This is a genomic window from uncultured Bradyrhizobium sp. (genome assembly GCF_947648125.1).
In the GTDB taxonomy this organism is placed as follows: domain Bacteria; phylum Pseudomonadota; class Alphaproteobacteria; order Rhizobiales; family Xanthobacteraceae; genus Bradyrhizobium.
On the sequence record NZ_CANSMR010000003.1, the window covers coordinates 95,969 to 121,516 of the forward strand.

Consider the following 25,548-nt stretch of genomic DNA (forward strand, 5'->3'; position numbering starts at 1 on the left):
TTGCGAGAGTTTGCTATGGCGTGAAACGGAGTCCTACGAAAAGTCAATCCACGCCCTACGCAGCGAGCGCCTCCAGCACCGCGGCTGAATCGGTGACCCAACCGAAAATGCCGCCCTGGGCCTTGATCATCTTCAGGCCCATCTCGTGGAATTCCGGGAAATACGACGCGCAGCCGTCGGAGATCACGACGCAGCGGTAGCCGCGGTCGTTGGCCTCGCGCACCGTGGTGTTGACGCAGACTTCGGTGGTGACGCCGCAGACCAGGAGATTCTCGATGCCGTATTTCTGCAGGATGTCGCCGAATTCGGTGGCGTAGAATGCGCCCTTGCCGGGCTTGTCGATCACGATCTCGCTGCCCTGCGGATAGAGCTCGGGGATGATGTCGTGGCCGGCTTCGCCTCGGATCAGGATCCGCCCCATCGGCCCGGGATCGCCGATCCGCAAGGACGGCGCACCGCGCTCGAGCTTCGCCGGCGGCGCGTCGGAGAGATCGGGCAGATGGCCCTCGCGGGTATGGACCACAAGCAAACCGGCATCGCGCACCGCGGCGAGGACGGCGGCGATCGGCTGCACCGCGCGGGCGAGCTGGCTGACGTCATTGCCGAGCGTCTCGCCGAAGCCCCCTCGCTCCATGAAATCGCGCTGCATGTCGATGATGACGAGCGCGGTCTTGCTCCAGTCGAGCGTGATCGGTGCCGGCTCCGCCGCGATTGTCCCGCTTGAATTCGCCATGACGCACGCCTCGAATGCGAGAAGACCCGCATATGATTAAGCAAACCGCGTGCCATTGCGCAATGATGCGGCTCGCGCCCTCAAACGCCCGAAACGTCCGGCATCTCAATCTGTTGCGGCACGCGCTCGGCCGTTCTCCGGGCCATCCTCCCAGGTTCTCACCGGCACCTGATTTGCCGGTCGTTCGATCCTGCTGGCATGATCGTTGCTAGCTCAGAGTCCGACCGAACGAGGATCATCGTTCGCGAAACGACAGCCCATTTCAAACAGGCGGGAGGACAGGCATGAACGGACTTGGCGGTCTCAACAAGTCACCCAACGGCGTGGTGATCGGACTGGTGCAGCTGCAGCTGCCCGTGGTTGCGACCAAGGCCGATCTGGCGCGGCAGACCGAGCGCATCGTCTGGATGGTCGGCAAGGCGCGGCGCAATCTCGCCACCATGGATCTGGTCGTATTCCCGGAATACTCGCTGCATGGTCTGTCGATGGACACCAACCCCGAGATCATGTGCCGGCTCGACGGGCCCGAAGTCGCGGCCTTCAGGCAGGCCTGCATCGACAACAAGATCTGGGGCTGCTTCTCCATCATGGAGTTCAACCCACACGGCAATCCCTACAATTCCGGACTGATCATCGACGATCACGGCGAGATCAAGCTCTATTACCGCAAATTCCATCCCTGGATTCCGGTCGAGCCGTGGGAGCCGGGCGACATCGGCATTCCCGTGATCGACGGACCGAAAGGCGCGAAGATCGCGCTGATCATCTGCCATGACGGCATGTTCCCGGAAATGGCGCGCGAATGTGCCTACAAGGGCGCGGAGATCATGATCCGCACCGCAGGCTACACCGCGCCGATCCGCGACAGCTGGCGCTTCACCAACCAGGCCAACGCGTTCCAGAACCTGATGGTGACGGCCAATGTCTGCATGTGCGGCTCGGATGGGTCGTTCGACTCGATGGGCGAAGGCATGATCGTCAATTTCGACGGCAGCATCATCGCGCACGGGACCACGGGACGCACTGATGAGATCATCACCGCCGAGGTGCGGCCCGACCTCGTGCGCGAGGCGCGGATCAACTGGGGCGTCGAGAACAACATCTATCAGCTTTGGCACCGCGGCTATGTCGCGGTGAAGGGCGGCGCGATGGATTGCCCCTACACCTTCATGCAGGACATGGTGTCGGGCCGCTTCCGCCTGCCCTGGGAAGATCAGGTCAAGATCACCGACGGCACGTCCTGCGGCTTTCCAGCACCGACACGGCTGTTCGGCAAGACCGCGAAGGCCGCCGAGTAGCGACCCCTCGCGGCTGGCTACTTGAAGAAGTGCACGAGGCCGATGCTGAGGCCCAGCAGCAGCATCAGCGACAGCGTGACCGCGGCCGTCACCCGGCCGCCGACCGTCGAGAGCACGCGGACATCGACGCCGAGCCCAAGTGCGGCCATCGACACGACGGTGAGGATCGCCGCTGTCTTCGTCACCGGCGCGATCGCGATGTCAGGCACGAGCTGGAACGAGCGCAGCGCGGCCAGCACCAGGAAGCCGATGATGAACCAGGGCACCAGCTTGAACGGGCTGATCGAGGCGGCCTTTGCGGCACCTTCCTCGGCCGTTCCCGTCTTGCGCTGCCGCGCGACAAACAACGAGAGGGCGACCACGATCGGGCCCAGCATCAGGACGCGCACCAGCTTCACCAGCGTACCGATCTGGGTCGAGACGATGCCGGCGGGCACGGTCGCCGCCAGCACCTGCGGCACGGCGTAGACCGTCAGCCCGGCGAGGATGCCGTATTGCGTCGCGGTCAGCTTCAGCAGCGGAATCAGCAGCGGCAGGCCGAGCACCATCAGTACGCCGAGAATGGCGGTGAACGAGATCGACGAGGCGATGTCGTCGCCATCGGCCTCGATCACGGGCGCCACCGCCGCAATCGCGGAGTTGCCGCAGATCGAATTGCCGCAGGCGATCAGGATCGCGAGTTTGGCCTTGAGCCCGAGTAGGCGGGCGAGGCCATAGCTCACCGCCAGCATGATCACGACGGTCGCGGCGATGGCGCCGATCAGGAGATAGCCCGAGGCCAGGATCGCGGCGAAGCTGATGGACGCACCGAGCAGCATCACGGCGACCTCGAGCAGCTGCTTGGCGCTGAAGGCAATGCCCGAGCGCCAGCGCTCCGAGGGCTCCCAGGCGGTGCGCACCGCCATCCCGAGCAGGATCGCGACGACCAGGGCCTCGATATAGGGGTGGTCGAAAACCCGCTCTTCGGCGGCCTGGACGCCGAGCGAGATGATCGTGACCACCCCGCAGAGCAGAATGCCCGGAATGAGCAGGAATGTGCGCTTCAGCGCCCCCTGCTTCTGCCCCTGATCTTGTTCTTGTTGCGGCACGAAATCCTCTTTTCAGAGAAGATTTTATGCGCCCGGACGCGCCTCTTGGCTAATATCTTTTCGAACTGCCCCGATAGAGAGAAGTTATGTCCCTCAACCTGCATCTGCTCCGCCTGTTCGCGGCCGTGGCGAGAACCGGAAGTTTCTCCCGCGCTGCCGATCTCCTGCACATCAGCCAGCCGGCGATCTCCAAGGGCGTGCGGGATTTCGAGTTGCAGGTCGGCTGCCGGCTGCTCGATCGCACGTCGAAGGGGGTGCGGCCGACCCGGGAGGGCGCGGCGCTGGCCCGGCATGCCGAGATACTGTTCGCAGCCGAGCGTGCCGCCGAGGACGAATTGCAGGCGCTGCGCAACCTCGACAGCGGCTCGCTGCGCATCGGCGCCAGCACCACGATCGCGACCTACATGATCCCGGAATATCTCGGCGTGTTTCACCGCGCCTTTCCCGGCATCGACCTGCATGTGGTGAGCGCCAACACCAGCGACGTCGCCGCGCTGATGCTGGGCCACGAGATCGAAATCGCGCTGGTCGAGGGGCCGGTCGAGGACGAGAACCTGATCAGCGAAGCCTGGCGCACCGACGTGATGGCGCTGATCGCGGCTCCGGATCACCGCTTCGCAACTGCCGCGGGAGCGATCGACGTCCGCCTGCTGAACGACGAGATCCTGATTGTGCGCGAGCCCGGCTCGGGCACGCGCGAGGTGGTCGCGCAGGCGCTCGCCGCCCACCGCGTCGAGCCGCAGCGCACGCTCGAGATCGGCAGCACCGAGGCGATCAAGCAGGCGGTTGCCGCGGGCGTCGGCGTCGCCATCGTGTCGGTCGCGACGATCGACGATCAGGTGAGGCTCGGAAAGCTCAAGGTGATCCCGATCAAGGGCGTCCGTATCGAGCGCACGCTATGGCAATTGAGATCGCCCGGCCGACTGGACGTACCGGCGGCGGTCGCGTTCGAGGGGATCATTCGGGAGACCCAGGGCGCGAAGGCAGCGCCGCACACGCCGTCAGCTAAAGCGCGGCGAACAGACCCTGCACCCACGCAACGGCATGCCCGAAGCTGAACACGCCGGGCTCGAAATAGACCGCGCGTGCCAGGACGATGCCGATCACCAGCACCCAGAACACGCTGGTGCCTGCGGTCTTCAGCCATTTCGACACGCCCTCGCTCGCGGCCGAGGAATCGACCGCGGGAACCGGCTCGCCGAAGGGATCGAATGCGGATTGGCTCATCGTCTTGACCATCTGGAATGTCAGCACAATGTCGCAACGGCGGGGGCGGAAGCAAGGGTAGTTGAATGCCTTTTGCGCCGGTTCCTTGGAAGGACGTTTTCCAGCCCGAATGCCGGGGAGTATTTCCTTCTGAGCGCCGAAAGCGCGAGGCGCTTTAGGTCTTTGTCTGAGCATGATCTTTTCGGAAAATCGCTTCGCACTTTTCCGGATCATGCTGATCCGGCATCAACCATCGGTTCCGCGCCGCGGCGCCACCCGCGGCAGCGTGATCCGCACACTCGTCCCGATGCCCGGGGCACTGTCCAGATGGAGCTCTCCGCCCAGCCGGTTCGTGACGATGTTGTGAACGATGTGCAGGCCGAGCCCGATACGGCCGATGTCGCGGCGCGTGGTGAAGAACGGATCGAAGGCTTGCCGCAACACGTCGCGGCTCATCCCGCAGCCATCGTCGGCGAACAGGATCTCCACCCGATCTGCGCCCAACGCGCGCAGCCGGATCGTGATGGTGCCGCCCTTGCCGTCCGGAAAGGCATGCGCGACCGAATTGACGAACAAATTGGTCAGCGCCTGGCCGTAGGGACCGGGATAGCTGTTCATCGCAAGACCGGCCGGGCAATCGACCTCGAGCGTCAGATTGTTCTTCGGCAACGCCGGACGCAGGTTCGAGAGCACCTGCTCGGTCACCTCGCCGAGATCGAACTGGCTGCGGTCGAAATAGCTGCGATCGACGGCCACCTGCTTGAACGATTGCACCAGATCCGCGGCGCGCTTGAGGTTGCCGACCAGCAGCGAGGACGCGCTCTCAACCACCTCGATGAAATCGCTGAGGCTCGAGCGCTTCAGCTTGCCGCGCGCAGCCTCGGCAGCGAAGTCGGCGCATTTCTGCTCCAGCACCGAGGCGACCGTAAGGCTGGTGCCGACCGGACTGTTGATCTCATGCGCGACGCCGGCCACCAGCCGGCCCAGCGCCGCAAGCTTTTCCGCCTCGATCAACGACGCCTGGGTTTCCTGCAAATGATGCAAGGCCTTCTCGGCCGCATCGCGGGCGGCGCGGATCTCGCGTTCGCTGCGCTTGCGATCGGTGATCTCTTCGGCCGCGACATTGACGCCGACGATGCTGCCGTTCGGTTCGCGCTGCGGGTGCCAATGCGTGATCCAGCATCGCTCGTCATTGTGACCCGGGCGCTGGCCGTAGACCTCCACGCCGGTGACGGGCTCTCCGGTCTCCATGATCGAGCGGACGATGCCTTCGACCGCCGTGGCGAGCGCGGGCACGCAATCATGCACCGTGCGTCCGAGATGACCCTCGACCGAAATGCCGCAGATCTCGGTGAGCCGCTGGTTGATCTGGAGGTAACGGCAATCGGGAGAAAGGTAGGCAAGACCGATCGGTGCAGTGTCATAGATCAGCTGCAGCGCCGGTTGTTTTGGGAACTGAACGTCCTGGACGACGGACGAGCGCATGTCCTTCCCCCCCGTTCGGACAAGTCTAGCGCTTCATGGCCGGGCCGCAAATAGCCCCAACCTATGCAGAAAATGCCAATCAAATCTGTCCGGATTCGGCACGGACGGACGACGGCGGAGCCAGGACTGGTGCTACGTAGGCCGCCAGGCGCGGCAGCTTCAGCTATTCACTGCACCGTGCGGACGGAAATTCTCGATGAAACGCAGCAGCACTCGCGCGCCGGTGTCGGCGTCGGCGAGCTCGACATGCTCGGCCGGATTGTGGCTGATCCCGCCGCGGCAGCGCACGAAGATCATGCCGATATCGGCGACGTCGACCATCGCCATGCCGTCATGCCCGGCCCCGCTCGGCAGCTCGAACACGGCATGGCCCTCGGCCGCGACCGCCTCGGCGATTTGCGTCTTCAGCCACGGCGCGCAGGGCACGCTGCGGTTCTCGTGGGTAACGTCGATCTGCAAGGTGAGCTCGCGGCGCTTTGCGATCACCTCGATCTGCCGCACGATGTCGGCGACGGCGCGCTTGCGATGCATGTCGCTCTGCGAGCGGATGTCCATCGTGAAGGACACCTTGCCCGGGATCACGTTGGTGGCGCCGGGCATGGCGCTGATATAGCCGACGGTGCCGACGAGGCCGGCTTCATCGATCCTGCAGAATTGCTCGATCGCGACGATGCATTCGGCGGCGCCGGTCAGCGCGTCGCGCCGCAGCTTCATCGGCACGGTGCCGGCATGGCCGGCGACGCCGGTGAGATTGGCGGCGAGCCGCGTCGCACCTGAAATCGCGGTGACGACGCCGACCGGCAACGCCTTCTGTTCCAGCACCGGGCCCTGCTCGATGTGCAGCTCGACATAGGCGAGCAGCTCGCGCCGGGCGCGCGCCGCCTTGCCGATATGATCGGGATCGAGCCCGAAGGCGACCAGCGCATCGCGCATCGACGTGCCGGCGCGATCGCGCGTGTTGAGCACGCTCTCGTCGAACGTGCCGGCCACCGCGCGGCTGCCGAGCAGGGTCGACGCAAAGCGCACGCCCTCCTCGTCCGCGAAGCCCACGATCTCGATCGCGAATGGCAGCCGCTTGCCGCGCAGGTTCAGATCGGCAACGCAGGCGATCGCGGTGATGACGCCGAGCGGGCCGTCCCATCTGCCGGCGTCGCGCACGGTGTCGTAATGCGAGCCGAGCATCAGGGCCGGCAGGCCCGGCCGCTCGCCCTCGTAGCGGCCGCAGACATTGCCGATCGCATCGAGATGCGCACTCATGCCGGCCTCGCGCATCCAGGACAGGATGAGATCAGCCGCCTTGCGATGCTCATTAGTGAGGAAGACGCGCGCCAGATGCTCCGGCGTCTCCGAGATCGCCGCGAGCTGATCGATCCGCGCCACGATCTCGTCGCCAAGAGAAGACGGACTCGCGGACGGTTTCTTCTCGCTCATGTTGTTTCCCATCAGTCCGACCCGGCACCCGCGCCCGCTTCACTCGTAGCAGGCCCGTTCCGATTGACCAGCCGGCAAATCACGCCTTGGTCGCCGCCCCTGACCGGGCTCGCGCCAGCCGTCCGGCGGTTAGCGACTGCTTAACGGCATTGCATACAACAGCGATCGATCGCTCATAAAATGGGCAACTAGATCCGATCCAGCTTCCGAATCCTGTCATGATGATAATCAATCGCATTCATATTCAAATACTTAAGGAACAGTGATCGACAAACGTGCTCTGGCACGAAGCTTGCGACACTCCGTCAAGCGCCGCCGTTACGGCGGCTGCGACAAGGACAGGCGGGCCGGGCCCGCCGGAGGGAGCAGGCGATGGATTTTGGCAGAATTTCAAGAAGGCATTTATTGCAGGGAAGCGCGGCATTGGCGCTCGGCAGCACGCTCGGCGTTCGCGGCGCGGCGGCAGCGGAAACCACGGTCGGCTTCATCTATGTCGGGTCGCGCGACGACTACGGCTACAACCAGGCCCACGCCCAGGGCGCGGCGGCGGTGAAGAAGCTTCCCGGCATCAAGGTGGTCGAGGAAGAGAAGGTGCCGGAGACCGACGCGGTCGAGAAGACCATCGAGTCCATGATCAATCTCGACGGCGCGACGCTGCTGTTTCCGACCTCGTTCGGCTACTACAACCCGCACGTCGTCAAGATGGCGGGCAAGTTTCCCAAGCTGCACTTCGAGCATTGCGGCGGCCTGTGGACCGACAAGGACCCGAAGAACGCCGGCAGCTATTTCGGCTACATCGACGAGGCGCAATACATCTCCGGCATCGTCGCCGGCTATTCGACCAAGAGCGGCAAGCTCGGCTTCGTCGCGGCCAAGCCGATCCCGCAGGTGCTGCGCAACATCAATGCATTCACGCTCGGCGCCCGGCTCGCCAATCCAAAGGCGACCACGCAGGTGATCTTCACCGGCGACTGGTCGATGCCGGTCAAGGAAGCCGAGGCGACCAACAGCCTGATCGACCAGGGTGTCGACGTGCTGACCTGCCATGTCGACGGACCGAAGACGATGGTCGAGAACGCCGCGCGCCGCGGCGCGATGGTGTGCGGCTATCACGTCAACCAGTCGCCGCTGGCGCCGAAGGCCTACCTCACCGGCGCCGAGTGGAACTGGGAAGCGCTCTATCCGAAGTTCGTCAAGATGATCACCGCGGGCGAAGCGATCCCGAACTTCTATCGCGGCGGCCTGAAAGAAGAGATCGTCAAGGTCTCGCCCTATGGCGAGATGGTCTCGGCCGAAGCCCGCAAGCATGCCGATGACGTCAAGGCCAAGTTCATGTCCGGCGAGTACGCCATCTTCAAGGGCCCGCTGGTCGACAACAAGGGCAAGACGGTGATCGCTTCCGGCACCGACCGCGGTCAGCAGGATCCCGAACTCGAGAAGATGGACTATCTCGTCGAGGGCGTGATCGGAGCCACCGCGTGACGACGGAGGCGGCGGAATCGGTGGAGGCGGCCGGCGTTGCTCCGGCCGCCGATCCCGGATTCCTCCAGCGCTACGGCGCGAGCATCGAATACATCCTAATCCCGGGCGCGGCGCTGATCGGCGCGCTCGCGGTGTTCGGCGGCTTCATCGCGCTCTACGGCAAGAACCCGCTGGACCTCTATTTCTACATGTATTACGGCGCATTCGGCACCTGGTTCTCCTGGCAGAACACGCTGACCCGCGCCGCGCCCTTGATCCTGACCGCGCTGTGCACGGCGCTGCCGGCGCAGCTCGGCATGGTGATCATCGGCGGCGAAGGCGCACTTCTGATCGGCGCGCTGTCGGCAACGTCAGCGGCGCTGGCGTTGCAGGGCGCAGCACCAATCGTCGTGCAGATCGCGATGGTGATCGCGGGCATGATCGGCGGCGGCCTCTGGATCACGCTGTCCGGCGGCTTGCGGCAGTATCGCGGGGTCAACGAGACGATCTCGAGCCTGCTGCTGGTCTATATCGCGCTTGCGATTCTGAACCATCTGGTCGAGGGCCCGATGCGCGATCCGGCGAGCCTCAACAAGCCGTCGACACGCGAGATCGGCGCCGCCAACATGATCGGCAGCATTCCCGGCACCGACGTGCATTGGGGCCTGGTGTTCGGCCTCGTGGCGGCCGTTGCCGCCTACATCCTGATCTATCACACCACCTTCGGCTTCGCTGCGCGGGTCGCCGGCGGCAACATCCGCGCCGCCAAGATCGTTGGGCTTTCCGTCGGCAAGCTGATCCTGACCGTCTGCTTCCTCGCCGGCAGCAGCGCCGGGCTCGCCGGCATGATCGAGGTCGCGGCCGTGCAGGGCCGCACCAACGCCAACCTCGCCGCGGGCTACGGCTTCACCGGCATCCTCGTCGCGTTCCTGGCGCGGCAGAATCCGCTCGCGATCATTCCGGTGGCGATCCTGCTCGGCGGCATCTCGGCCTCCGGCGGCCTGCTGCAGCGGCGGCTCGGCCTGCCCGATGCGTCGGTGCTGGTGTTGCAAGGGATCATCTTCGTGTTCGTGCTGGCGAGCGACGCGCTCTACGGGCGGATCGGCTTCCTGAAGGGAAAGTCCTGACATGGCAGATAGCTCGCTCGGGCTCTGGACCGTTCCGCTCGCCGTGTTCGGCGGCGCCATCCGCGTCTCGACGCCGTTCCTGTTCGTCAGCCTCGGCGAGTGCATCACCGAACGAAGTGGCCGCATCAATCTCGGCCTCGAAGGCACGCTGGTGATGGGCGCGATGAGCGCCTACGGCATCTCCTATCTCTCCGGCTCGCCGTGGCTTGGCGTGCTCGCGGCCGGGATCACCGGCGCGTTGTTCGGCGCGCTGCATGCCGGCATCTGCTCGCTGCCGCGGGTCAACGACATCGCGGTCGGCATCGCGCTGATGCTGCTCGGAACTGGTTTGGCCTTCTTCCTCGGCAAGCCGCTGATCGAGCCGACGGCGGCACGATTGCCGGCGATCGATTTCGGCTGGTGGAGCGACGTGCCGCAGGTGCGCGCGGCGCTGCGCATCAACGTGCTGTTCCTGATCGGCGTCGCGATCGCGCCGCTGCTCTACTGGGCCTTCAGGACCACGCGCTGGGGCCTGTTGATCCGCACCGCCGGCGAAAGCGCGGACGCGGCGCGCGCGATGGGTCATTCCGTGCTGCTGATCCGGTTGCGCGCCACCATGGTCGGCGGCTTCCTTGCCGGCATCGGCGGCTCGTTCCTGTCGCTGTTCTATCCCGGCAGCTGGAACGAAGGCCTCTCCTCGGGACAGGGCATCACCGCAGTGGCGCTGGTGATCTTCGCGCGCTGGGACCCGATGCTGTGCCTGTGGGCCTCGCTCGCCTTCGGCGGCGCCGCCGCGCTCGGACCCGCACTGCAATCGGTCGGCATCACCTCCGGCTATCACCTGTTCAACGCCGCGCCCTACATCCTGACGCTTGCGATCATGATCATCACCTGCTCGCCGAAGCGCACACTGACCGGCGCGCCCGCCGAATTGTCCATCACCCGATAGACGAGTGAGATCATTCCATGCCCGAGCGCTTCATCAAATCCGAGCCTTACGCCTGGCCTTACAATGGCGACCTGCGCCCGCAAAACACCGCGCTCATCATCATCGACATGCAGACCGATTTCTGTGGCGTCGGCGGCTATGTCGACAAGATGGGTTACGACCTCTCGCTGACCCGGGCGCCAATCGAACCGATCAAGAAGCTGCTGGCGGTGATGCGCGCGCAGGGCTTTCACATCATCCACACCCGCGAAGGCCACCGCCCTGACCTTGCCGACCTGCCCGCCAACAAGCGCTGGCGCTCGCGCCAGATCGGCGCCGGCATCGGCGATCCCGGCCCCTGCGGCCGCATCCTGGTGCGCGGCGAGCCGGGCTGGGAGATCATCCCCGATCTCGCGCCGCTGCCCGGCGAGCCCATCATCGACAAGCCGGGAAAAGGCTCGTTCTGCGCCACCGACCTCGAGCTGATGCTGCGGCTGCGCGGCATCGAGAACATCGTGCTGACAGGCATCACCACCGACGTCTGTGTCCACACCACGATGCGCGAGGCCAACGACCGCGGCTTCGAATGCGTGCTGGTCGAGGATTGCTGCGGCGCGACCGACCGGAGCAACCACGACCACGCGCTGAAGATGATCAAGATGCAAGGCGGCGTGTTCGGCGCGGTAACCAAATCCGCCGACCTGATCGGGGCGCTGTCGTGATCATCGGCGAACCGCCCGCACCCTCAGGCGCGTTCGGCGTCGACGCCATCGCCATGACCATGCGGTTCGGCGACTTCACAGCGCTCGACAATGTCGAGCTCAAGGTACGGCCCGGCTCGTTCCACGCCTTGCTTGGCGAGAACGGCGCGGGCAAGAGCACGCTCGTGAAATGCATCATGGGCTATTACCACGCGACCGAAGGCGACATCCTCGTCGGCGGCCGCCAGCAGACCATCGCCAACCCCAAGAACGCACATGCGCTCGGGCTCGGCATGGTTTACCAGCACTTTACCCTCGTGCCGGCGATGACGGTCGCCGAGAACCTGGTACTGGCGCGCGATGATGTGCCGGCCGTGGTCGACTGGCGCAAGGAGAAGAAAGAACTCGAGGCTTTCCTGGCGCGGATGCCGTTCAAGGTGCCGCTCGACGCAAAGGTCTCCGACATCTCCGCCGGCGAGCGGCAGAAATGCGAGATCCTCAAGCAGCTTTATCTGAAGCGCCGCTTCCTGATCCTGGACGAGCCGACCTCGGTGCTGACGCCGGGCGAGGCCGACGAGGTGCTCGGCATGCTGCGCGCGATGGTGGTCGCGGGCGAACTCACCATCCTGATGATCACGCACAAGTTCCGCGAGGTGATGGCGTTTGCCGACGACGTCACGATCCTGCGCCGCGGCAAGCTTGCCGGCACCGGCCGGGTCGCCGATCTCACGCCGGACGAGATGGCCCGCACCATGATCGGCGCCGAGCAGTTGACCGTGCAGCCGCCGCGCACCGGTGAGACCGGCGCACCCCGGCTCGAGCTCGACAGGCTCACCGCGCTCGACGATGCCGGCGCCATTGCCGTGCACGGCGTGTCGCTGACGGTGAAGAGCGGCGAGATCGTCGGCATCGCCGGCGTCTCCGGTAATGGCCAGCGCCAGCTCGTCGAGGTGCTGGCCGGCCAGCGCGAAGCGGAGGGCGGGGTGATCCGCGTCCAGGGCGAGGCCTACGCGGCGAGCAGCGAGGAGATGCGCCGCCACAAGATGTCGCTGCTGCCTGAAGAGCCGCTGAAGAACGCCTGCGTCGGCGGCATGAGCGTCGCCGACAACATCGCGTTCCGCGAGTTCGACCGCGCCCCGTTCGCGCGCGGCGGCTGGTGGCTAAATCGGTCGGCCTTCCGCCAGGATGCCGAGCGCAAGATCAACCGCTACAAGATCAAGACCCGCACGCCGGAGACGCCGATTGCGGCGCTGTCGGGCGGCAATGTGCAACGCGCGGTGCTGGCGCGCGAGCTCTCGGGCGACGTCGAGGTGCTGATTGCCGCCAACCCGTGCTTCGGGCTCGACTTCGCGGCGGTGGCGCAGATCCACGCCGAGATCATGGCCGCCCGCAATCGCGGCGCCGCGGTGCTGCTGGTCAGCGAAGACCTCGACGAGCTGCTGGAGCTGTCGGACCGGCTGGTCGTGATGTTCCACGGCGCGTTCGTTCATGAGGCCCGTGCCAGCGAGGCCGACCTCACGGAAATCGGCCGGCATATGGCCGGGCACTAGCCCGCTAGCCGATCTCGAATGCTTCAGTGGCGAGATGCTTCAGATTGGTGTGCCAATGCTCGGCGATCGCGAGCCGGGTCGGCACCCAGACACGTTCGTGCTTCTGGATGTAATCGAGGAAGCGCATCAGCGCAGCGGCGCGGCCGGGACGGCCGACGACGCGGCAATGCAGGCCGATCGACATCATCTTAGGGAACGTCGCGCCCTCGGCATAGAGTACGTCAAAGCTGTCCTTCAGGTAGGTGTAGAACTCGTCGCCGCCGCCAAAACCCTGCGGGTTGATGAAGCGCATGTCGTTGGCATCGAGCGTATACGGGATCACGAGATGCGGCTCGGTTCCGGCTGCCTTGATCCAGTACGGCAGATCGTCGGCGTAGGAATCGCAGAGATAGCGCAGGCCGCCCGCCTCCATCAGAAGCCGCAGCGTGTTGATCGAGGAGCGGCCGGTGTACCAGCCGAGCGGCCGCGCGCCGGTCGCTTCGGTATGCACGGCGATGGCGCGCGCGATCTCCTCGCGCTCTTCGTCCTCCGACATGTCTTTGTGCTCGACCCAGCGCAGGCTGTGGCTCGCGATGTCCCAGCCTGCTTCCTGCATCGCCGCGACCACATCCGGATTGCGCTTCAGCGCCATCGCGACGCCGAACACCGTGGCCGGCAGCTTCCGCTCGGTGAACATCCGCCACAGCCGCCAGAAGCCGGCGCGCGAGCCATATTCGAACATGGTCTCGATATTGGCGTGACGCTGGCCGACCCAGGGCTGCGCGCCCAGCACATCGGACAGGAACGCTTCCGAGGCACGATCTCCGTGCAGGATGTTGTTCTCGCCGCCCTCCTCGAAATTGACCACGAACTGCACGGCAACGCGCGCAGCGTCGGGCCATTTCGGATCCGGCGGGTTACGGCCGTAGCCGCGGAGATCGCGCGGATAGCGGGCCTCGGTCACATCAGATTTCCTCGAAGCGGATCTGCTGCGCACCCTTCCACAACACGGTCTTGCCGAACGCGGTGAGGTTCTCGAGCCCCGAGGTCAGCGTGATGAAATGATTGCCGGCGAGCTGGCCCATCTTGCTGGCGAAGTGCACGCCGCCATAGGCGAGCAGGATCTCTGTCTCGCTGATGCCGCCCGGGTAGAGGATGATCTGGCCCGGCGCCGGATAGCTGGTGTGGTTCTCGTAGGAGACGCCGAAATCGAGATCGCCGAGCGGCATCCAGACGCCCTCGCCGCTCCAGCGCACATGGATCGCCTGGCTCTCGAACGGCATCGCCTTGCGGAACGCGGCGACCGTCTTCGGCGCGAGCTGCTCCTCGAAACGGGCGTCAAAGGTGAACTCGCCGGCGCGGACAATCAGTTTGCTCATCGAACTCTCGTGGGTGGGCTGGACAGAATGATGCCCCAACCTTTGACGCCGGCCCGCGCCGGACGCAAGGCCGATTCCGGCGCCAGATGCCGGTTTTTTGCCGCAACGCCGCCCGCGGCAACGCAGATTTGAGCAGGGTTGCGTTGCACCCCGGCTCCCCGTTTGCGAACCTCTCCGCATTCGCAAAGGAGGACGGCCGATGACGACAAACAGTCAGCACGGACATGTGGCGCTGGTGACCGGCGGCTCGCGCGGCATTGGTGCTGCCATCGTCAAGATGCTGGCGGACGCTGGCGCTGCCGTCGCCATCAATTACCGCGAGCGGTCGGCTGAAGCGGAAACGCTGGCAAAGGGCATCATCGCTGCCGGCGGCCGCGCCGTCGCGATTGGCGCTGACGTCTCGGAAGCGGCCGCCGTCGCCGGGCTGGTCGACCGCGCCAACTCCGAGCTCGGCCCGGTCGACATCCTCGTCAACAATGCGGGGATCGCGATCGTCAGGGGCGTCGACGACCTCACCGAAGAGGATTTCGACCGCACCATCGCGGTCAACCTCAAATCGGCGTTTCTCTGCACGCAAGCTGTGCTGCCGATGATGCGCACCCGGAAATGGGGCCGCATCGTCAACATCTCCTCCGGCGCGGCGCGCGGTGCCGGCGCGATCGGGCCGCATTACAACGCGTCGAAGGCGGCGATGGAGGGCCTGACCCGCGGCTATGCCGCGCGCCTCGTCAAGGAAGGCATCACCGTCAACGCCGTTGCGCCCTCGCTGATCGAGACCGACATGATGAAGGGACAGAGCGGTCTGGTCAGCCGAATCCCGATCGGCCGCTTCGGCACCGCCGAGGAAGTCGCGCAGGCCGTGATGCTGCTGGTCAATAATCCTTACATGACCGGGCAGACCATCGCGATGAGCGGCGGCATGGCGTTCAACTAGGCATGCTGGCTTGACCGCATCGCAGGTTTGCCCTACCGCTTGCGGCATGAACCGATCGAACCTCATCGCCAATCTCTGGTGGCTCGCCGACTGAAAGGCGGGCCGAACGCGTTCATGCATTTTCGGGGCCGCCGCATTGGGCGGCCTTTTTGTTTGGCATCATCCAGCCCGCATGCGGTGTCCCCATTCAACCGAATGGAGATACAAATGACCAAACCGATCATCCTCACCGGCGACCGCACCACCGGGCCGCTGCATCTCGGCCATTACGCCGGCTCGCTCCGAAGCCGCCTGACGTATCAGGACAGCCACGAGCAGTTCCTGCTGCTCGCCGACATGCAGGCGCTGACCGACAATGCGCACGACATCGGCAAAGTCCGCAGCAACGTCATCGAGGTCGCACTGGATTATCTTGCCGTCGGGATCGATCCCGGCCGCACCTCGATCTGCCTGCAATCGCAGCTCCCGGCGTTGGCGGAACTGTCGATGCTCTATCTCAACCTCGTCACCGTCGCGCGGCTGGAACGCAACCCCACCATCAAGGACGAGATCCGCGCACGCGGTTTCGGACGCGACATCCCGGCGGGCTTCCTGTGCTACCCCGTGGCGCAGGCCGCCGATATCACCGCGTTTCGCGCCACAATCGTGCCGGTCGGCGAGGACCAAGCGCCCCTGATCGAGCAGACCAACGAGATCGTCCGCCGCGTCAACGCGCTCGCCGGCCGCACGTTGCTGCAGGAAGCCGAAGCCATCATCCCGCGCGCGGGACGGCTGCCCGGTGTCGACGGACGCGCGAAGATGAGCAAGTCCGCAGGCAACGCGATTCCGCTCTCGGCTTCACCTGATGACATCTCGGCTGCCGTGCGTGCGATGTTCACCGATCCCGATCATCTGTGTGTCGCCGATCCCGGCAAGGTCGAGGGCAATGTCGTCTTCACCTATCTCGACGCGTTCGACGACGATCGCGACGCCGTCGAGGAACTGAAGGCGCGCTATCGGCGCGGCGGTCTCGGCGATACGACCGTCAAGCGGCGGCTGGAGGATATCCTGCAAGCCCTGATCGCGCCGATCCGGACACGACGCGCCGAGCTGGCCAACGATCGCGGCCATGTCACTGAGGTGATCAGGCGCGGAACCCTGAAGGCGCGGGAGGTTACGGAGCGCACCAGGCGCGACATCATGGCGGGGCTCGGCTTGTTCCAGCTCTGAACGCGCCGTCATCAAAGCGTGGCAGGAATCTGGCCGCGCATGAGGCCTGGGCGCATGAACATCCGCCATCGCTAGGCGCGCTCAGCCCCCGCGCGCATTGAGCCGGTCGTCGTCAGCTCACGCGAATGCGATAGCCCAGCGACTGACGTGCGCCCGGCGCGATGTGCATCAAGCCAGGCTTGTCGGCGAACTCGCCATCAAACTCCGCGGGGCTGGCAAAACCGTGCCACGGCTCGATGCAGAGGAACGGTGCGCCGCCGACCTTCGACCAGATGCCGAGTTCGCGGAAGCCGCGCCAGGAAATTTCGATCGCCGGGCCTTGCGTGGCTGCTGCCGGGCCTAGTGTCGCCGTGAAGAGCACCGATGTACTTGCGACCTGATCGAAGATCATCGCGTCGTCATCGAACAGCTCCTCCGACAGCGCAAGCGTTCTGCCCTTGACCGGATTGGGTTCAGGCTGCGGCCGCATCAATCCATCCTTCAACCGCCGGATCGGCGCAGGTTCAGTCTTGCCGAAGGCCAGCGTGTAAGCCTCCTTCGGCAGCCCCGGCACCAGCGGCCAGTTGAAAGCGGGATGACCGCCGAGCGAGGCCGGCAGCATCTCGTCGCCGATGTTGATGATATCGAAGGCCACGTCGAGATCGGCGTCGCCGACGGTGTAGGTAATCTCCAGCCTGAACGCGAACGGATAGCGCGCACGTGTGTCGGCATCGTCGGTCAGCGCGAGCTTGCAGGATCGCGGCCCCTGCTCGACCCATTCAAAACGCCGGTCCCGCGCAAAGCCGTGCTGCGTCATCGGATAGGTTTTGCCGTGGTGGCGCAGCGTGTCGTTCTTCAGCCGGCCGACGATCGGGAACAGGATCGGCGCGTGGCGCGGCCATTGCGGGCCGGCCTGCCACAGCAATTCGGTTCCTTCGGCATTCCTGAGCGACGACAATTCGGCGCCCTGCGCCTGAATGGTTGCTGCGATTCCGTTGCCGCGCAGCGTGTGACTGTCGCTCATGCCTCGCCTCGCCGGTTGCGTCATGCCCCGACACGAGATGTTCGATGCTGGCGATGCCGTCAACCCCAAAGCGATGGGGCCGCCCGCGTGTGGCGGCCCCCTAGCCTCAAACCTAACCGGTGATCTTGGAGAAGTCAGGCTGCCGCCGTTCGGCAAAGGCGGCAAAGGCCTCGCGCGCTTCCGCACTCATCAGCCGCTGCTGGAAGATTTCGCCCTCGCGCGCCATTTGCGCGCTGATCCCAGCGGGATCGCGCATCAGCGCCTTGGTATGCTGGAGCGAGCCGAACGGCCGCTTTGCGAGCGCATCCGCCGCGGCGCGTGCCATGGCGCGGAGATCTGCAAGCGGCACCACGGCATTGGCAAGGCCGATGGAGACCGCGGTTTCGGCCTCGACCGGCTCGCCGAGCGCGAACATCGCATAGGCCCGGGCATAGCCGATGCGCTGCGGCAGCAGATAGGTCGACGCCGCCTCCGGCACCAGCGCAAGATTGACGAACGGCGTGATCAGCCGCGCAGTCGGCGCGAGGTAAACGAGGTCGCAATGCAGCAGCATGGTGGTGCCGATGCCGACCGCATTGCCCTGCACGGCGGCAACCAGTGGCCGCGTCGCCCTGGCAAGCCCGGCGAGGAAGCGCGACACGTGACGCTCGCCCTGCACGCCGCGCGACACCGCCGCGAAATCCGCGAGATCGTTGCCCGCGGTAAAGCTGTCGCCGTCGCCCTGGAGCAGCACGGCGCGGATCGCGGGATCGCCTTCCGCGCGTTCGAGCGCGTCGGCCATCGCACCATACATCGCGTTGGTGATCGCGTTCTTCTTGTCCGGACGCGCCATCGTCACGGTGAGAACGCCACCGTCCAGCGTTACGATCACTTCACTCATGTCTCACTCCTGTTGCTTGCTTCCCGTTTGGCGCGTTTTCTTGACGCGAACCGGTACCCACTTCGCTTGAAAACGCTCTAGCCGTCTCTGTCCTTCGGAAACTTCTCTTGCAGGCTGGTCAGCCAGCGCGACACCACGTCGATCTCCGCTTCCGAAAATCCGTCCATCAGGCGGTTGTTGATCACCCTGGTCCGCGTTGCAGCGCGCTTGCCGAGCTCCTGCCCCGCCACGGTCAGATGGAGCCGCTGGCTGCGCCCGTCCTCACCGTCGCGCCGGCGCTTCACGAGGCCCGCACGCTCCATCCGGTCGGCGAGCCCGGACATCGCCGACGGCACGATGTCGAGCGCCTGCGAGACGTCGCCGATCAGCGCGCCGTCATTGCGCCCAAGGAAGAACAGCACGCCAGCCTGCGCCGAGGACAGATCGTGCGCGGCCGTCTCCTGCTCGACGGCGCGTTGCAGCCGCCGATAGGCCACGGTCAGAAGAAAGATCAGCCGGTGTTCCGGTTTCATGCCGTCGTTATATATTTCGCATGCGAAATATCAAGATATTTCGCGCACGAAATATCTTGATAATTGACGCGTTCCGACGGGGCGAGCCTCGCCAATTGACTGGAATGAGCCCCCGCGACCCGTTCGATTGCGACTTTTTTGATCGCGTCGCCGGATCCCTGCACTGCGCTCCAGCAGAAAACCCTTGATCGACAACGATCAAACGGGAAATCTTGCATCCGGGGGCCGTGGTTTGCCATGCGGCTCCGGCGGCGCCACGGGAGTGTCATGACGTCAGCGGCAAGTTCGGACAGGGAGCGCGTTGTCCGCCCAAAGCGGCTGCGCCATCTCAGCGAAGCCATGCGTTGTGAGACCGCGTTTCGCCTGATCCTCTCCGAATGCCTCGAGGAAGTCGCAACCAACCACGAGGCCCTGAGCTCCGGCAATCCGGCCGCGCTCCACCAGACCCGCATCGCATTGACGCGGCTGAAGGCGGCGATCGCCTTCTACGGCCCGATGGTGGCGGACACCGAGTGGACGCGACTGAAATCCGAGCTGAAATGGCTGAGCGCCCATCTCGGCGCAACGCGCGACCTCGACGTCGCGATCGAGAACAGCAAGGGCCTGCCCGAGGAGCGCATGCTCCAGACCGCGCGAACCGACGCGTTCGAGGCGCTCAGGGACGCGTTGCAAAGCGACCGTTACTGGCAATGGTTCGACGGCATGTGGGACTGGGTCGGCAGCGGCCCCTGGGCCACGCGGCAGGGCCCCCGCGCCGCGCAACGGCGGGCCGTGCCGGTCGCGGTGTTTCACGCGCGGCGGCTGGCGCGGTGGCATGGGAAACTGTGCCAGAAGAGCCGCGGGCTGCAGGGCATGGGCAAGAACAAGCGCCACCGCGTCCGGCTCGCCAGCAAGCGACTGCGCTACGCCATCGAGTTCTCGGAAGGCGGATTGCCCCCCGACGAATACGCGTCATGGCGGATCGTCCTGAAGCATCTGCGCAAGGGACAGCAGCTGCTCGGCGAATTGAACGATGACGAGGTCCGTCGCACGCTGCTTGAGAGTGCCGATGCCCTCGCGCGACGCGACGACGAGCGCAAGGCCAAGCATCAGCGCGTGCATGAGCGCAAGCGCAAGAGCCAGTTGCTGCGCCGCGCCGCGGCGGTCTATCGAAAAATTTCCGACTAAATCGCGCCAGCGCGTCGGCGGCGGCGCGGATCCGACCCGCGTCGATGGTCGCGCAGAAAATGATGTATAAAACATCATTTATTGGCCTTGTACCATCATTACTTGGTGTGCATAAATGACACTCAAATAGACTCGACTCTCAATCGACGGCATCAATCGATGATCACCGCGGCGCAGCTCCGGGCTGCCAGAGCCTTGCTTGGCATCGACCAACGGCAGCTCGCCGAGCTGTCCGGACTTTCGGTGCCGACCATCCAGCGCATGGAGGCGAGCGAAGGCACCATTCGCGGCAATGTCGACTCGCTTGTGAAATTGATCGACGCGCTCGGCACGGCCGGGGTCGAAGTCATCAACGAGGGTACCGTCAGCAACGGCGGCGGCCGCGGCGTGCGATTGAAGGCCGGATCCAGCTCGCCGAAGGTGCAGACATGATCCCGGCGGTCACTCAGCAGGTCTGGTGTGTTGCCGCACTGCTGGGAACGACCGCTCTCGCGATCGCAACGAGCCGATCGCGCCGATCGACAGTCATTGTCTACGGCGCGACCTTTGCGATTTCGTTGGTCGCATTGGCCGGAGCCCTGTTCGCGCTCATCTCCCACACCAGCGCGACCACACTGACGTTACCGGTCGGCTTGCCGTGGCTGGGATCGCATTTCCGCCTCGACGCGCTCGCCGCATTCTTTCTCGCCGTGGTCAATCTCGGCGGTGCGGCCGCAAGTCTTTATGGCCTCGGCTATGGCAATCACGAGTCCGCGCCTCAGCGCATCCTGCCCTTCTTTCCGGCGTTCCTGGCCGGGATGAATCTCGTCGTGCTGGCCGACGATGCGTTCACCTATCTCTTGTGCTGGGAATTCATGTCGCTCGCGTCCTGGGCGCTCGTCATGTCGCATCACCGTGAGGCAGACAACGCGCGCGCGGGCTACGTCTATCTCTTGATGGCAAGCTTCGGGACGCTGGCTCTGTTGCTCGCTTTCGGCCTGCTGGCGGGAGCGGGCGGCAGCTACAGTTTTGCGGCCATCCGCGGCGCCCAGCACACCCCGCGCGAGGCCGCACTGGTGCTTGCGCTGATGCTGCTCGGCGCCGGATCGAAAGCCGGCCTGGTTCCGCTGCACGTATGGCTGCCGCTGGCCCATCCCGCCGCACCGAGCCATGTCTCGGCCCTGATGAGCGGAGTGATGACGAAGGTCGCGATCTACGGATTCATCCGCGTCGTGTTCGATCTGCTCGGGCCGCCAAGCTGGTCGGCCGGTGTCGTCGTGCTCATCCTCGGCGGCGCGACTGCCGTCATGGGGATCCTCTATGCACTGATGGAGAAGGATCTCAAGCGCCTGCTGGCCTACAGCACGATCGAGAACATCGGCGTTGTCTTCGCAAGTCTCGGCCTGGCGTTGGCATTTCAGGCGAACGGCCTCGGCCTGGCAGCAGCCCTCGCCTTCACGGCGGCATTGTTCCATGTCCTCAACCATTCGTTCTTCAAGAGCCTGCTGTTCTTCGGCGCCGGCGCCGTGCTGACGTCGACCGGCGAACGCGACATGGAGAAGCTGGGCGGCCTGATTCACCGCATGCCGCTCACCAGCTTCGTCTTTCTCGTCGGCTGCGTTGCGATCTCGGCGCTTCCGCCGTTCAACGGGTTCGTCTCCGAATGGCTGATGTTTCAAGCCGTCCTGCAGAGCCCCGATCTGCCGCAATGGCTACTGAAGATCATGGTGCCCGCGGTCGGCGCATTGCTGGCGCTGGCGGCGGCGCTCGCGGCCGCGTGCTTCGTCAAGGCCTTCGGAATCACGTTTCTCGGCCGCGCGCGGAGCCGGGCCGCGGAAGCCGCCGGCGAGGTCGATCGCTATTCGCTTGCCGCGATGTTCAGCCTCGCCGTGCTCTGCTTCCTCTCCGGCGTTCTGCCGGGCGTTGTGATCGACGCGCTCTCGCCGGTCGCGATGGCCATTATCGGCCACCAGATGCCGCTCCAGGCGAACGACCCCTGGTTCTCGATCGTGCCGATCGAGGAGAGCCGCAGTTCCTACAACGGATTGCTCGTCTTTGTTTTCATCACGGCCGCGGCGTCGCTTGCGGTGTATTTCATCCATCGCTTTGCCTCGCGCGCGATCCGGCGCGGACCGGCCTGGGGTTGTGGCTTCACCGATCCGACACCGGCCGCACAGTATTCGGGAGCGAGCTTCGTCCAACCGATCCGCCGCGTGTTCGGCACCCTGGTTTTCCAGGCCCGCGAGCATGTCGACATGCCTTCGCCGGGCGAACTGCGGCCGGCCCGCTTCAGGGTCGATATGCACGATCTGGTCTGGGAGCGGCTGTATACGCCAGTGACTGAAGTCGTCTGGTTTTTCGCCGATCGGCTGAACCAGCTCCAGTTCCTGACCATCCGCCGCTACCTCAGTTTGGTCTTCGTAACCCTCATCACATTGCTGCTGGTCGTCGCGATATGGTCGTGATCTCGGACATCCTCGTTCAGTTGGGCCAGATGACGCTCGTGCTGTTGCTCGCGCCGCTCCTGACCGGCGTCGTACGCAAGGTCAAGGCCCGCCTGTTGCGCCGGAGGGGACCGTCGGTCTTCCAGCCCTATCGCGACCTGCTGCGGCTGCTACGCAAGGAGGTCGTGCTCGCCGAAAACGCGTCCTGGCTGTTCCGCGTCACACCCTATGTGACGTTCGCGGCGATCTGGGTCGCTGCGGCGCTGGTCCCGACATTTGCAACCGGCCTGGAGTTCAACTGGAGCGCCGACCTGATCGCGATCGTCGCCCTGCTCGGCAGCGCGCGCTTCTTCCTCGCACTTGCCGGCATGGATGTCGGCACCAGCTTTGGCGGCATCGGCTCCAGCCGCGAGGTGATGATCGCTGCACTGGCCGAGCCAGCCATGTTGTTGATGGTGTTCTGCGTCGCGCTGATTGCCGGCTCGACCCAGCTGTCGACGGTCGCGACCTTCATGGCGTCGTCCGAAGTGGGACTCCGCGTCTCGCTCGGCATGGCGATGATCGCCCTCATCATGGTGGCGCTTGCCGAAAACGCGCGCATCCCGGTCGACAACCCGGCGACCCATCTGGAGCTGACCATGGTGCACGAGGCGATGATCCTCGAGTATTCCGGGCGTCACCTCGCCATGATCGAGTTCGGCGCCTTTCTCAAGCTGCTGCTCTACATCTCCCTGATCATCTGCGTGTTCTTCCCCTGGCAGATCACCACGGAAGGCGCAGGTCCGCTGTCCTACCTGGTGAGCGTCGCCGCCTACATCGTCAAGCTTACGATCGCAAGCTTGCTCCTTGCCGTGTTCGAGACCGCGACGGCGAAGGTGCGGGTTTTCCGTGTCCCCGAGTTCCTCGGCGCCGCGCTCATGCTCGGGCTGCTCGGCACGCTGCTTCGGTTCGTGTCACGGGGCTTCTGATGCACAACCTCGCCTTCGACATCGCCCATCTGCTCGCCGGCGGCCTCGTGCTGATCAGCTTCATGATGCTGTACCAGGACCGCCTGTATGCGCTGCTGAACATCTTCGCGCTTCATGCAGTGGTGCTCGCGGCTTCCGTCGCCTGGCAGGCATTCGTCCAGAACGCGCCGCATCTTTACGTGACGGCGGTGATCGCGCTGGTCTTCAAGGCGACCATCATCCCGGTGGCGCTGCACCGGATCGTCAAGCAGCTCGGCATTCATCGCGATATCGAGACCTCGGTAGGTATCGGCCTGACCATGCTGGCGGGCATGGGGCTCGTCGCCCTCTCCATGATGGTGATGCTGCGCGTGACCGGCGCCGCCGATCCGCTGGCGCGGGAAGACCTCGCCTTCGCGCTGTCGGTGGTGCTGCTGGGATTGCTCGTCATGGTGACGCGGCGCAACGCCGTCAGCCAGGTCGTCGGCTTCATGTCGCTGGAGAACGGCCTGGTGCTGGCCGCGACCGGCGCCAAGGGCATGCCGCTCGTGGTGGAGATCAGCGTTGCGTTCTCGATCCTGATCGCATTCATCGTCATCGGCGTGTTCCTGTTCCGGATCCGGGAGCGGTTCGACACCGTCGACGTCGGCGCGCTCGATGAATTCAGGGGAGAGCGTCGATGACTGCGGCGTCGGATGCCGTCGCCTGGGTTCTGCTGATACCGATCTGTGCCGCGGCGGTGCTTGCGGTGCTGCCCGGCTACCGGCTGACCGCGGGGATCAATATCCTGGCCAGTCTCGGCACCTTGCTGGCCGCGCTTTCGCTGCTCGTCATCGAGCGCCCGCAGCCTGGCCAATACCTGCTGATCGACGATCTCAACATCGTCTTCATCGTGCTCAACACCTTCGTGGGATTCACGACCAGCGTGTTCAGCGCGAGCTATATCGCCCACGAACTCGAAACCGGACGGCTGACGCCGGGCTATCTGCGATTCTACCATGCCATGTATCAGGTCATGATGTTCGGCATGAACCTCGCATTCGTGTCGAACAATATCGGCCTGATGTGGGTCGCGGTCGAGATCGCCACGCTGACCACCGTCCTGATGGTCGGCATCTACCGAACCCATGCGGCGCTGGAAGCAGCCTGGAAGTATTTCATCCTCGGCAGCGTCGGCATCGCGCTCGCGCTGTTCGGCACGATCCTGGTGTACATGGCCGCGCTGCCGATCATCGGCGAGGGCCAGGACGCCATGGTCTGGACGGTGTTGATCAGCCGCGCCGCAACCTTCGATCCGGCACTGCTCAACGTCGCCTTCATCTTCCTGCTGCTCGGATACGGCACCAAGGTTGGCCTGGCGCCACTGCACGCCTGGCTTCCGGATGCGCACGCAGAAGGCCCGACGCCGATCTCCGCCGTGCTGTCCGGCCTGCTGCTCAACGTCGCGCTCTATGCGGTGCTTCGTTTCAAGATCCTGCTCGCCGCCAATCCTGACGCGATATCGCCGGGCCCGCTGATGGTGACGATGGGACTGACCTCGCTCCTGTTCGCGGCCTTCATGCTTTACCGCCGCCGCGACATCAAACGGCTGTTTGCCTATTCCTCGATCGAGCACATGGGCATCATCGTGTTTGCGTTCGGTATGGGCGGGCCGCTCGCCAACTTTGCCGGCCTGCTGCACATGGTGATGCACAGCCTCACCAAATCGGGAATCTTCTACGCGGTCGGCCACATCGCGCAGGTCAAAGGCACGCAGCGGATCGCCAACATTCGCGGCCTGACTGAGACCCATCCAGCGCTCGGCTGGAGCCTCGTGATCGGCGTGGTCGCGATCGCCGGCCTGCCGCCGCTCGGCATCTTCATGAGCGAATTTCTGATCGTCAGCTCCACCTTTGCGCGCCAGCCGCTGCTCGCCATCCCGCTGGTCTTCGGCCTGCTGCTCGCCTTCGGCGCGCTGATCCTGCGCCTGACCAGCCTTGCTTTCGGCGAGCCGCGCGGCAATGTCGCACCGGCGGATGCGTCCTACTTGCCGATGTTCGCGCATTTCGCGCTGGTGCTGACTGCGGGCATCTACCTTCCGGGACCGCTGGTCGTCTGGTTCCAGCACGTCGCCAACCTTCTGGGGTAG

Annotated in this window: 25 protein-coding genes; 15 read left to right on the plus strand and 10 right to left on the minus strand. The window is 65.0% G+C overall.

Annotated features, from left to right (window positions below):
* Positions 1-55: 55 nt before the first annotated feature.
* The gene (locus tag Q0030_RS07475) at positions 56-733 is read right to left on the minus strand and encodes an isochorismatase family cysteine hydrolase (RefSeq protein WP_298364831.1); all 678 of its coding nucleotides are present in this window, start codon (positions 731-733) and stop codon (positions 56-58) included.
* A 284-nt stretch (positions 734-1,017) separates the two neighbouring features.
* On the opposite strand from Q0030_RS07475, the gene Q0030_RS07480 reads away from it, so the two are divergent.
* A complete protein-coding gene (locus Q0030_RS07480) occupies positions 1,018-2,031 on the plus strand; it encodes a formamidase (protein WP_298364833.1) in 1,014 nt (337 codons plus the stop codon).
* Between the two features lie 17 nt (positions 2,032-2,048).
* On the opposite strand, the gene Q0030_RS07485 is transcribed toward Q0030_RS07480, so the two are convergent.
* Positions 2,049-3,119: a putative sulfate exporter family transporter gene (locus Q0030_RS07485; RefSeq protein WP_298364836.1), complete on the minus strand. Its 1,071-nt coding sequence runs from the start codon at positions 3,117-3,119 to the stop codon at positions 2,049-2,051.
* 86 nt (positions 3,120-3,205) lie between these two features.
* Here Q0030_RS07485 and Q0030_RS07490 point away from each other — a divergent pair, with 86 nt between their 5' ends.
* Positions 3,206-4,177 carry a LysR substrate-binding domain-containing protein gene (locus Q0030_RS07490; RefSeq protein ID WP_298364838.1) on the plus strand — a complete coding sequence of 324 codons (972 nt, stop codon included), beginning with the start codon at positions 3,206-3,208 and terminating at the stop codon, positions 4,175-4,177.
* Here Q0030_RS07490 and Q0030_RS07495 read toward each other — a convergent pair.
* The 3 genes from Q0030_RS07495 to Q0030_RS07505 form a co-directional block, all read right to left on the minus strand.
* Positions 4,125-4,346: a hypothetical protein gene (locus tag Q0030_RS07495; RefSeq protein ID WP_298364840.1), complete on the minus strand. Its 222-nt coding sequence runs from the start codon at positions 4,344-4,346 to the stop codon at positions 4,125-4,127. The two genes, Q0030_RS07490 and Q0030_RS07495, sit on opposite strands and share 53 nt — an antisense overlap.
* A gap of 225 nt (positions 4,347-4,571) precedes the next feature.
* Positions 4,572-5,810, minus strand: coding sequence for an ATP-binding protein (locus Q0030_RS07500; RefSeq protein ID WP_298364842.1), 1,239 nt, complete (start codon positions 5,808-5,810; stop codon positions 4,572-4,574).
* A gap of 159 nt (positions 5,811-5,969) precedes the next feature.
* A complete protein-coding gene (locus tag Q0030_RS07505) occupies positions 5,970-7,241 on the minus strand; it encodes an allantoate amidohydrolase (protein ID WP_298364846.1) in 1,272 nt (423 codons plus the stop codon).
* A gap of 372 nt (positions 7,242-7,613) precedes the next feature.
* Between Q0030_RS07505 and Q0030_RS07510 the strand changes: the two genes are divergently transcribed.
* The 5 genes from Q0030_RS07510 to Q0030_RS07530 are packed head-to-tail and all read left to right on the plus strand — an operon-like array spanning position 7,614 to position 12,987.
* Entirely contained in the window at positions 7,614-8,723 is a 1,110-nt protein-coding gene (locus tag Q0030_RS07510) for a BMP family ABC transporter substrate-binding protein (RefSeq protein ID WP_298364848.1), read from the plus strand.
* Positions 8,720-9,829, plus strand: a complete 1,110-nt coding sequence (locus Q0030_RS07515; RefSeq protein ID WP_298364856.1) for an ABC transporter permease — start codon at positions 8,720-8,722, stop codon at positions 9,827-9,829. The genes Q0030_RS07510 and Q0030_RS07515 overlap by 4 nt, the downstream gene beginning before the upstream one ends.
* A gap of 1 nt (position 9,830) precedes the next feature.
* Complete coding sequence (locus tag Q0030_RS07520) at positions 9,831-10,757, plus strand: ABC transporter permease (RefSeq protein WP_212311395.1); 927 nt, start codon at positions 9,831-9,833, stop codon at positions 10,755-10,757.
* A 17-nt stretch (positions 10,758-10,774) separates the two neighbouring features.
* Entirely contained in the window at positions 10,775-11,458 is a 684-nt protein-coding gene (locus tag Q0030_RS07525) for an isochorismatase family cysteine hydrolase (RefSeq protein WP_298364870.1), read from the plus strand.
* On the plus strand, positions 11,455-12,987 hold the full coding sequence (locus Q0030_RS07530; protein WP_298364872.1) for an ABC transporter ATP-binding protein: 1,533 nt from the start codon (positions 11,455-11,457) through the stop codon (positions 12,985-12,987). Before Q0030_RS07525 ends, Q0030_RS07530 begins: the two co-directional genes overlap by 4 nt.
* Positions 12,988-12,991: 4 nt before the next feature.
* On the opposite strand, the gene puuE is transcribed toward Q0030_RS07530, so the two are convergent.
* Together puuE and Q0030_RS07540 are read right to left on the minus strand one after the other, a co-directional pair.
* Positions 12,992-13,930, minus strand: a complete 939-nt coding sequence (gene puuE / locus Q0030_RS07535; RefSeq protein ID WP_298364877.1) for an allantoinase PuuE — start codon at positions 13,928-13,930, stop codon at positions 12,992-12,994.
* Between the two features lies 1 nt (position 13,931).
* The gene (locus Q0030_RS07540; RefSeq protein ID WP_092124838.1) at positions 13,932-14,345 is read right to left on the minus strand and encodes a DUF3830 family protein; all 414 of its coding nucleotides are present in this window, start codon (positions 14,343-14,345) and stop codon (positions 13,932-13,934) included.
* A 199-nt stretch (positions 14,346-14,544) separates the two neighbouring features.
* Here Q0030_RS07540 and Q0030_RS07545 point away from each other — a divergent pair, with 199 nt between their 5' ends.
* Both Q0030_RS07545 and trpS read left to right on the plus strand, forming a co-directional pair.
* Positions 14,545-15,279, plus strand: a complete 735-nt coding sequence (locus Q0030_RS07545; RefSeq protein WP_298364881.1) for a 3-oxoacyl-ACP reductase family protein — start codon at positions 14,545-14,547, stop codon at positions 15,277-15,279.
* Positions 15,280-15,486: 207 nt separating this feature from the next.
* Positions 15,487-16,488 (plus strand): tryptophan--tRNA ligase, encoded by a 1,002-nt coding sequence (trpS, locus tag Q0030_RS07550; protein WP_298364884.1) that lies wholly within the window; start codon positions 15,487-15,489, stop codon positions 16,486-16,488.
* A gap of 112 nt (positions 16,489-16,600) precedes the next feature.
* On the opposite strand, the gene Q0030_RS07555 is transcribed toward trpS, so the two are convergent.
* The 3 genes from Q0030_RS07555 to Q0030_RS07565 all read right to left on the minus strand — a co-directional run bounded on the left by Q0030_RS07555 (position 16,601) and on the right by Q0030_RS07565 (position 18,883).
* Positions 16,601-17,491: an aldose 1-epimerase family protein gene (locus Q0030_RS07555; protein WP_298364892.1), complete on the minus strand. Its 891-nt coding sequence runs from the start codon at positions 17,489-17,491 to the stop codon at positions 16,601-16,603.
* Positions 17,492-17,603: 112 nt separating this feature from the next.
* Positions 17,604-18,371: an enoyl-CoA hydratase-related protein gene (locus Q0030_RS07560; protein WP_298364901.1), complete on the minus strand. Its 768-nt coding sequence runs from the start codon at positions 18,369-18,371 to the stop codon at positions 17,604-17,606.
* A 77-nt stretch (positions 18,372-18,448) separates the two neighbouring features.
* Positions 18,449-18,883 (minus strand): MarR family transcriptional regulator, encoded by a 435-nt coding sequence (locus tag Q0030_RS07565; RefSeq protein ID WP_298364903.1) that lies wholly within the window; start codon positions 18,881-18,883, stop codon positions 18,449-18,451.
* A 267-nt stretch (positions 18,884-19,150) separates the two neighbouring features.
* Between Q0030_RS07565 and Q0030_RS07570 the strand changes: the two genes are divergently transcribed.
* The 6 genes from Q0030_RS07570 to Q0030_RS07595 all read left to right on the plus strand — a co-directional run bounded on the left by Q0030_RS07570 (position 19,151) and on the right by Q0030_RS07595 (position 25,548).
* Positions 19,151-20,050 (plus strand): CHAD domain-containing protein, encoded by a 900-nt coding sequence (locus tag Q0030_RS07570; protein ID WP_298364905.1) that lies wholly within the window; start codon positions 19,151-19,153, stop codon positions 20,048-20,050.
* A gap of 159 nt (positions 20,051-20,209) precedes the next feature.
* Entirely contained in the window at positions 20,210-20,482 is a 273-nt protein-coding gene (locus tag Q0030_RS07575; RefSeq protein WP_298364908.1) for a helix-turn-helix transcriptional regulator, read from the plus strand.
* A complete protein-coding gene (gene hyfB / locus Q0030_RS07580; RefSeq protein ID WP_298364910.1) occupies positions 20,479-22,494 on the plus strand; it encodes a hydrogenase 4 subunit B in 2,016 nt (671 codons plus the stop codon). Before Q0030_RS07575 ends, hyfB begins: the two co-directional genes overlap by 4 nt.
* Positions 22,485-23,441, plus strand: coding sequence for an NADH-quinone oxidoreductase subunit H (locus tag Q0030_RS07585; RefSeq protein ID WP_298364916.1), 957 nt, complete (start codon positions 22,485-22,487; stop codon positions 23,439-23,441). Before hyfB ends, Q0030_RS07585 begins: the two co-directional genes overlap by 10 nt.
* The gene (locus Q0030_RS07590) at positions 23,441-24,103 is read left to right on the plus strand and encodes a hydrogenase-4 component E (protein WP_298364919.1); all 663 of its coding nucleotides are present in this window, start codon (positions 23,441-23,443) and stop codon (positions 24,101-24,103) included. Before Q0030_RS07585 ends, Q0030_RS07590 begins: the two co-directional genes overlap by 1 nt.
* On the plus strand, positions 24,100-25,548 hold the full coding sequence (locus tag Q0030_RS07595) for a hydrogenase 4 subunit F (RefSeq protein WP_298364921.1): 1,449 nt from the start codon (positions 24,100-24,102) through the stop codon (positions 25,546-25,548). The genes Q0030_RS07590 and Q0030_RS07595 overlap by 4 nt, the downstream gene beginning before the upstream one ends.

What these genes read in the sequence shown, in the direction of transcription:
- Q0030_RS07475 (WP_298364831.1), bottom strand. Translation starts at nt 733, where the DNA reads ATGGCGAATTCAAGCGGGACAATCGCGGCGGAGCCGGCACCGATCACG.
- Q0030_RS07480 (WP_298364833.1), top strand. Translation starts at nt 1,018, where the DNA reads ATGAACGGACTTGGCGGTCTCAACAAGTCACCCAACGGCGTGGTGATC.
- Q0030_RS07490 (WP_298364838.1), top strand. Translation starts at nt 3,206, where the DNA reads ATGTCCCTCAACCTGCATCTGCTCCGCCTGTTCGCGGCCGTGGCGAGA.
- Q0030_RS07495 (WP_298364840.1), bottom strand. Translation starts at nt 4,346, where the DNA reads ATGAGCCAATCCGCATTCGATCCCTTCGGCGAGCCGGTTCCCGCGGTC.
- Q0030_RS07500 (WP_298364842.1), bottom strand. Translation starts at nt 5,810, where the DNA reads ATGCGCTCGTCCGTCGTCCAGGACGTTCAGTTCCCAAAACAACCGGCG.
- Q0030_RS07505 (WP_298364846.1), bottom strand. Translation starts at nt 7,241, where the DNA reads ATGAGCGAGAAGAAACCGTCCGCGAGTCCGTCTTCTCTTGGCGACGAG.
- Q0030_RS07510 (WP_298364848.1), top strand. Translation starts at nt 7,614, where the DNA reads ATGGATTTTGGCAGAATTTCAAGAAGGCATTTATTGCAGGGAAGCGCG.
- Q0030_RS07520 (WP_212311395.1), top strand. Translation starts at nt 9,831, where the DNA reads ATGGCAGATAGCTCGCTCGGGCTCTGGACCGTTCCGCTCGCCGTGTTC.
- Q0030_RS07525 (WP_298364870.1), top strand. Translation starts at nt 10,775, where the DNA reads ATGCCCGAGCGCTTCATCAAATCCGAGCCTTACGCCTGGCCTTACAAT.
- Q0030_RS07540 (WP_092124838.1), bottom strand. Translation starts at nt 14,345, where the DNA reads ATGAGCAAACTGATTGTCCGCGCCGGCGAGTTCACCTTTGACGCCCGT.
- Q0030_RS07545 (WP_298364881.1), top strand. Translation starts at nt 14,545, where the DNA reads ATGACGACAAACAGTCAGCACGGACATGTGGCGCTGGTGACCGGCGGC.
- trpS (WP_298364884.1), top strand. Translation starts at nt 15,487, where the DNA reads ATGACCAAACCGATCATCCTCACCGGCGACCGCACCACCGGGCCGCTG.
- Q0030_RS07555 (WP_298364892.1), bottom strand. Translation starts at nt 17,491, where the DNA reads ATGAGCGACAGTCACACGCTGCGCGGCAACGGAATCGCAGCAACCATT.
- Q0030_RS07560 (WP_298364901.1), bottom strand. Translation starts at nt 18,371, where the DNA reads ATGAGTGAAGTGATCGTAACGCTGGACGGTGGCGTTCTCACCGTGACG.
- Q0030_RS07565 (WP_298364903.1), bottom strand. Translation starts at nt 18,883, where the DNA reads ATGAAACCGGAACACCGGCTGATCTTTCTTCTGACCGTGGCCTATCGG.
- Q0030_RS07570 (WP_298364905.1), top strand. Translation starts at nt 19,151, where the DNA reads ATGACGTCAGCGGCAAGTTCGGACAGGGAGCGCGTTGTCCGCCCAAAG.
- Q0030_RS07575 (WP_298364908.1), top strand. Translation starts at nt 20,210, where the DNA reads ATGATCACCGCGGCGCAGCTCCGGGCTGCCAGAGCCTTGCTTGGCATC.
- hyfB (WP_298364910.1), top strand. Translation starts at nt 20,479, where the DNA reads ATGATCCCGGCGGTCACTCAGCAGGTCTGGTGTGTTGCCGCACTGCTG.
- Q0030_RS07585 (WP_298364916.1), top strand. Translation starts at nt 22,485, where the DNA reads ATGGTCGTGATCTCGGACATCCTCGTTCAGTTGGGCCAGATGACGCTC.
- Q0030_RS07590 (WP_298364919.1), top strand. Translation starts at nt 23,441, where the DNA reads ATGCACAACCTCGCCTTCGACATCGCCCATCTGCTCGCCGGCGGCCTC.
- Q0030_RS07595 (WP_298364921.1), top strand. Translation starts at nt 24,100, where the DNA reads ATGACTGCGGCGTCGGATGCCGTCGCCTGGGTTCTGCTGATACCGATC.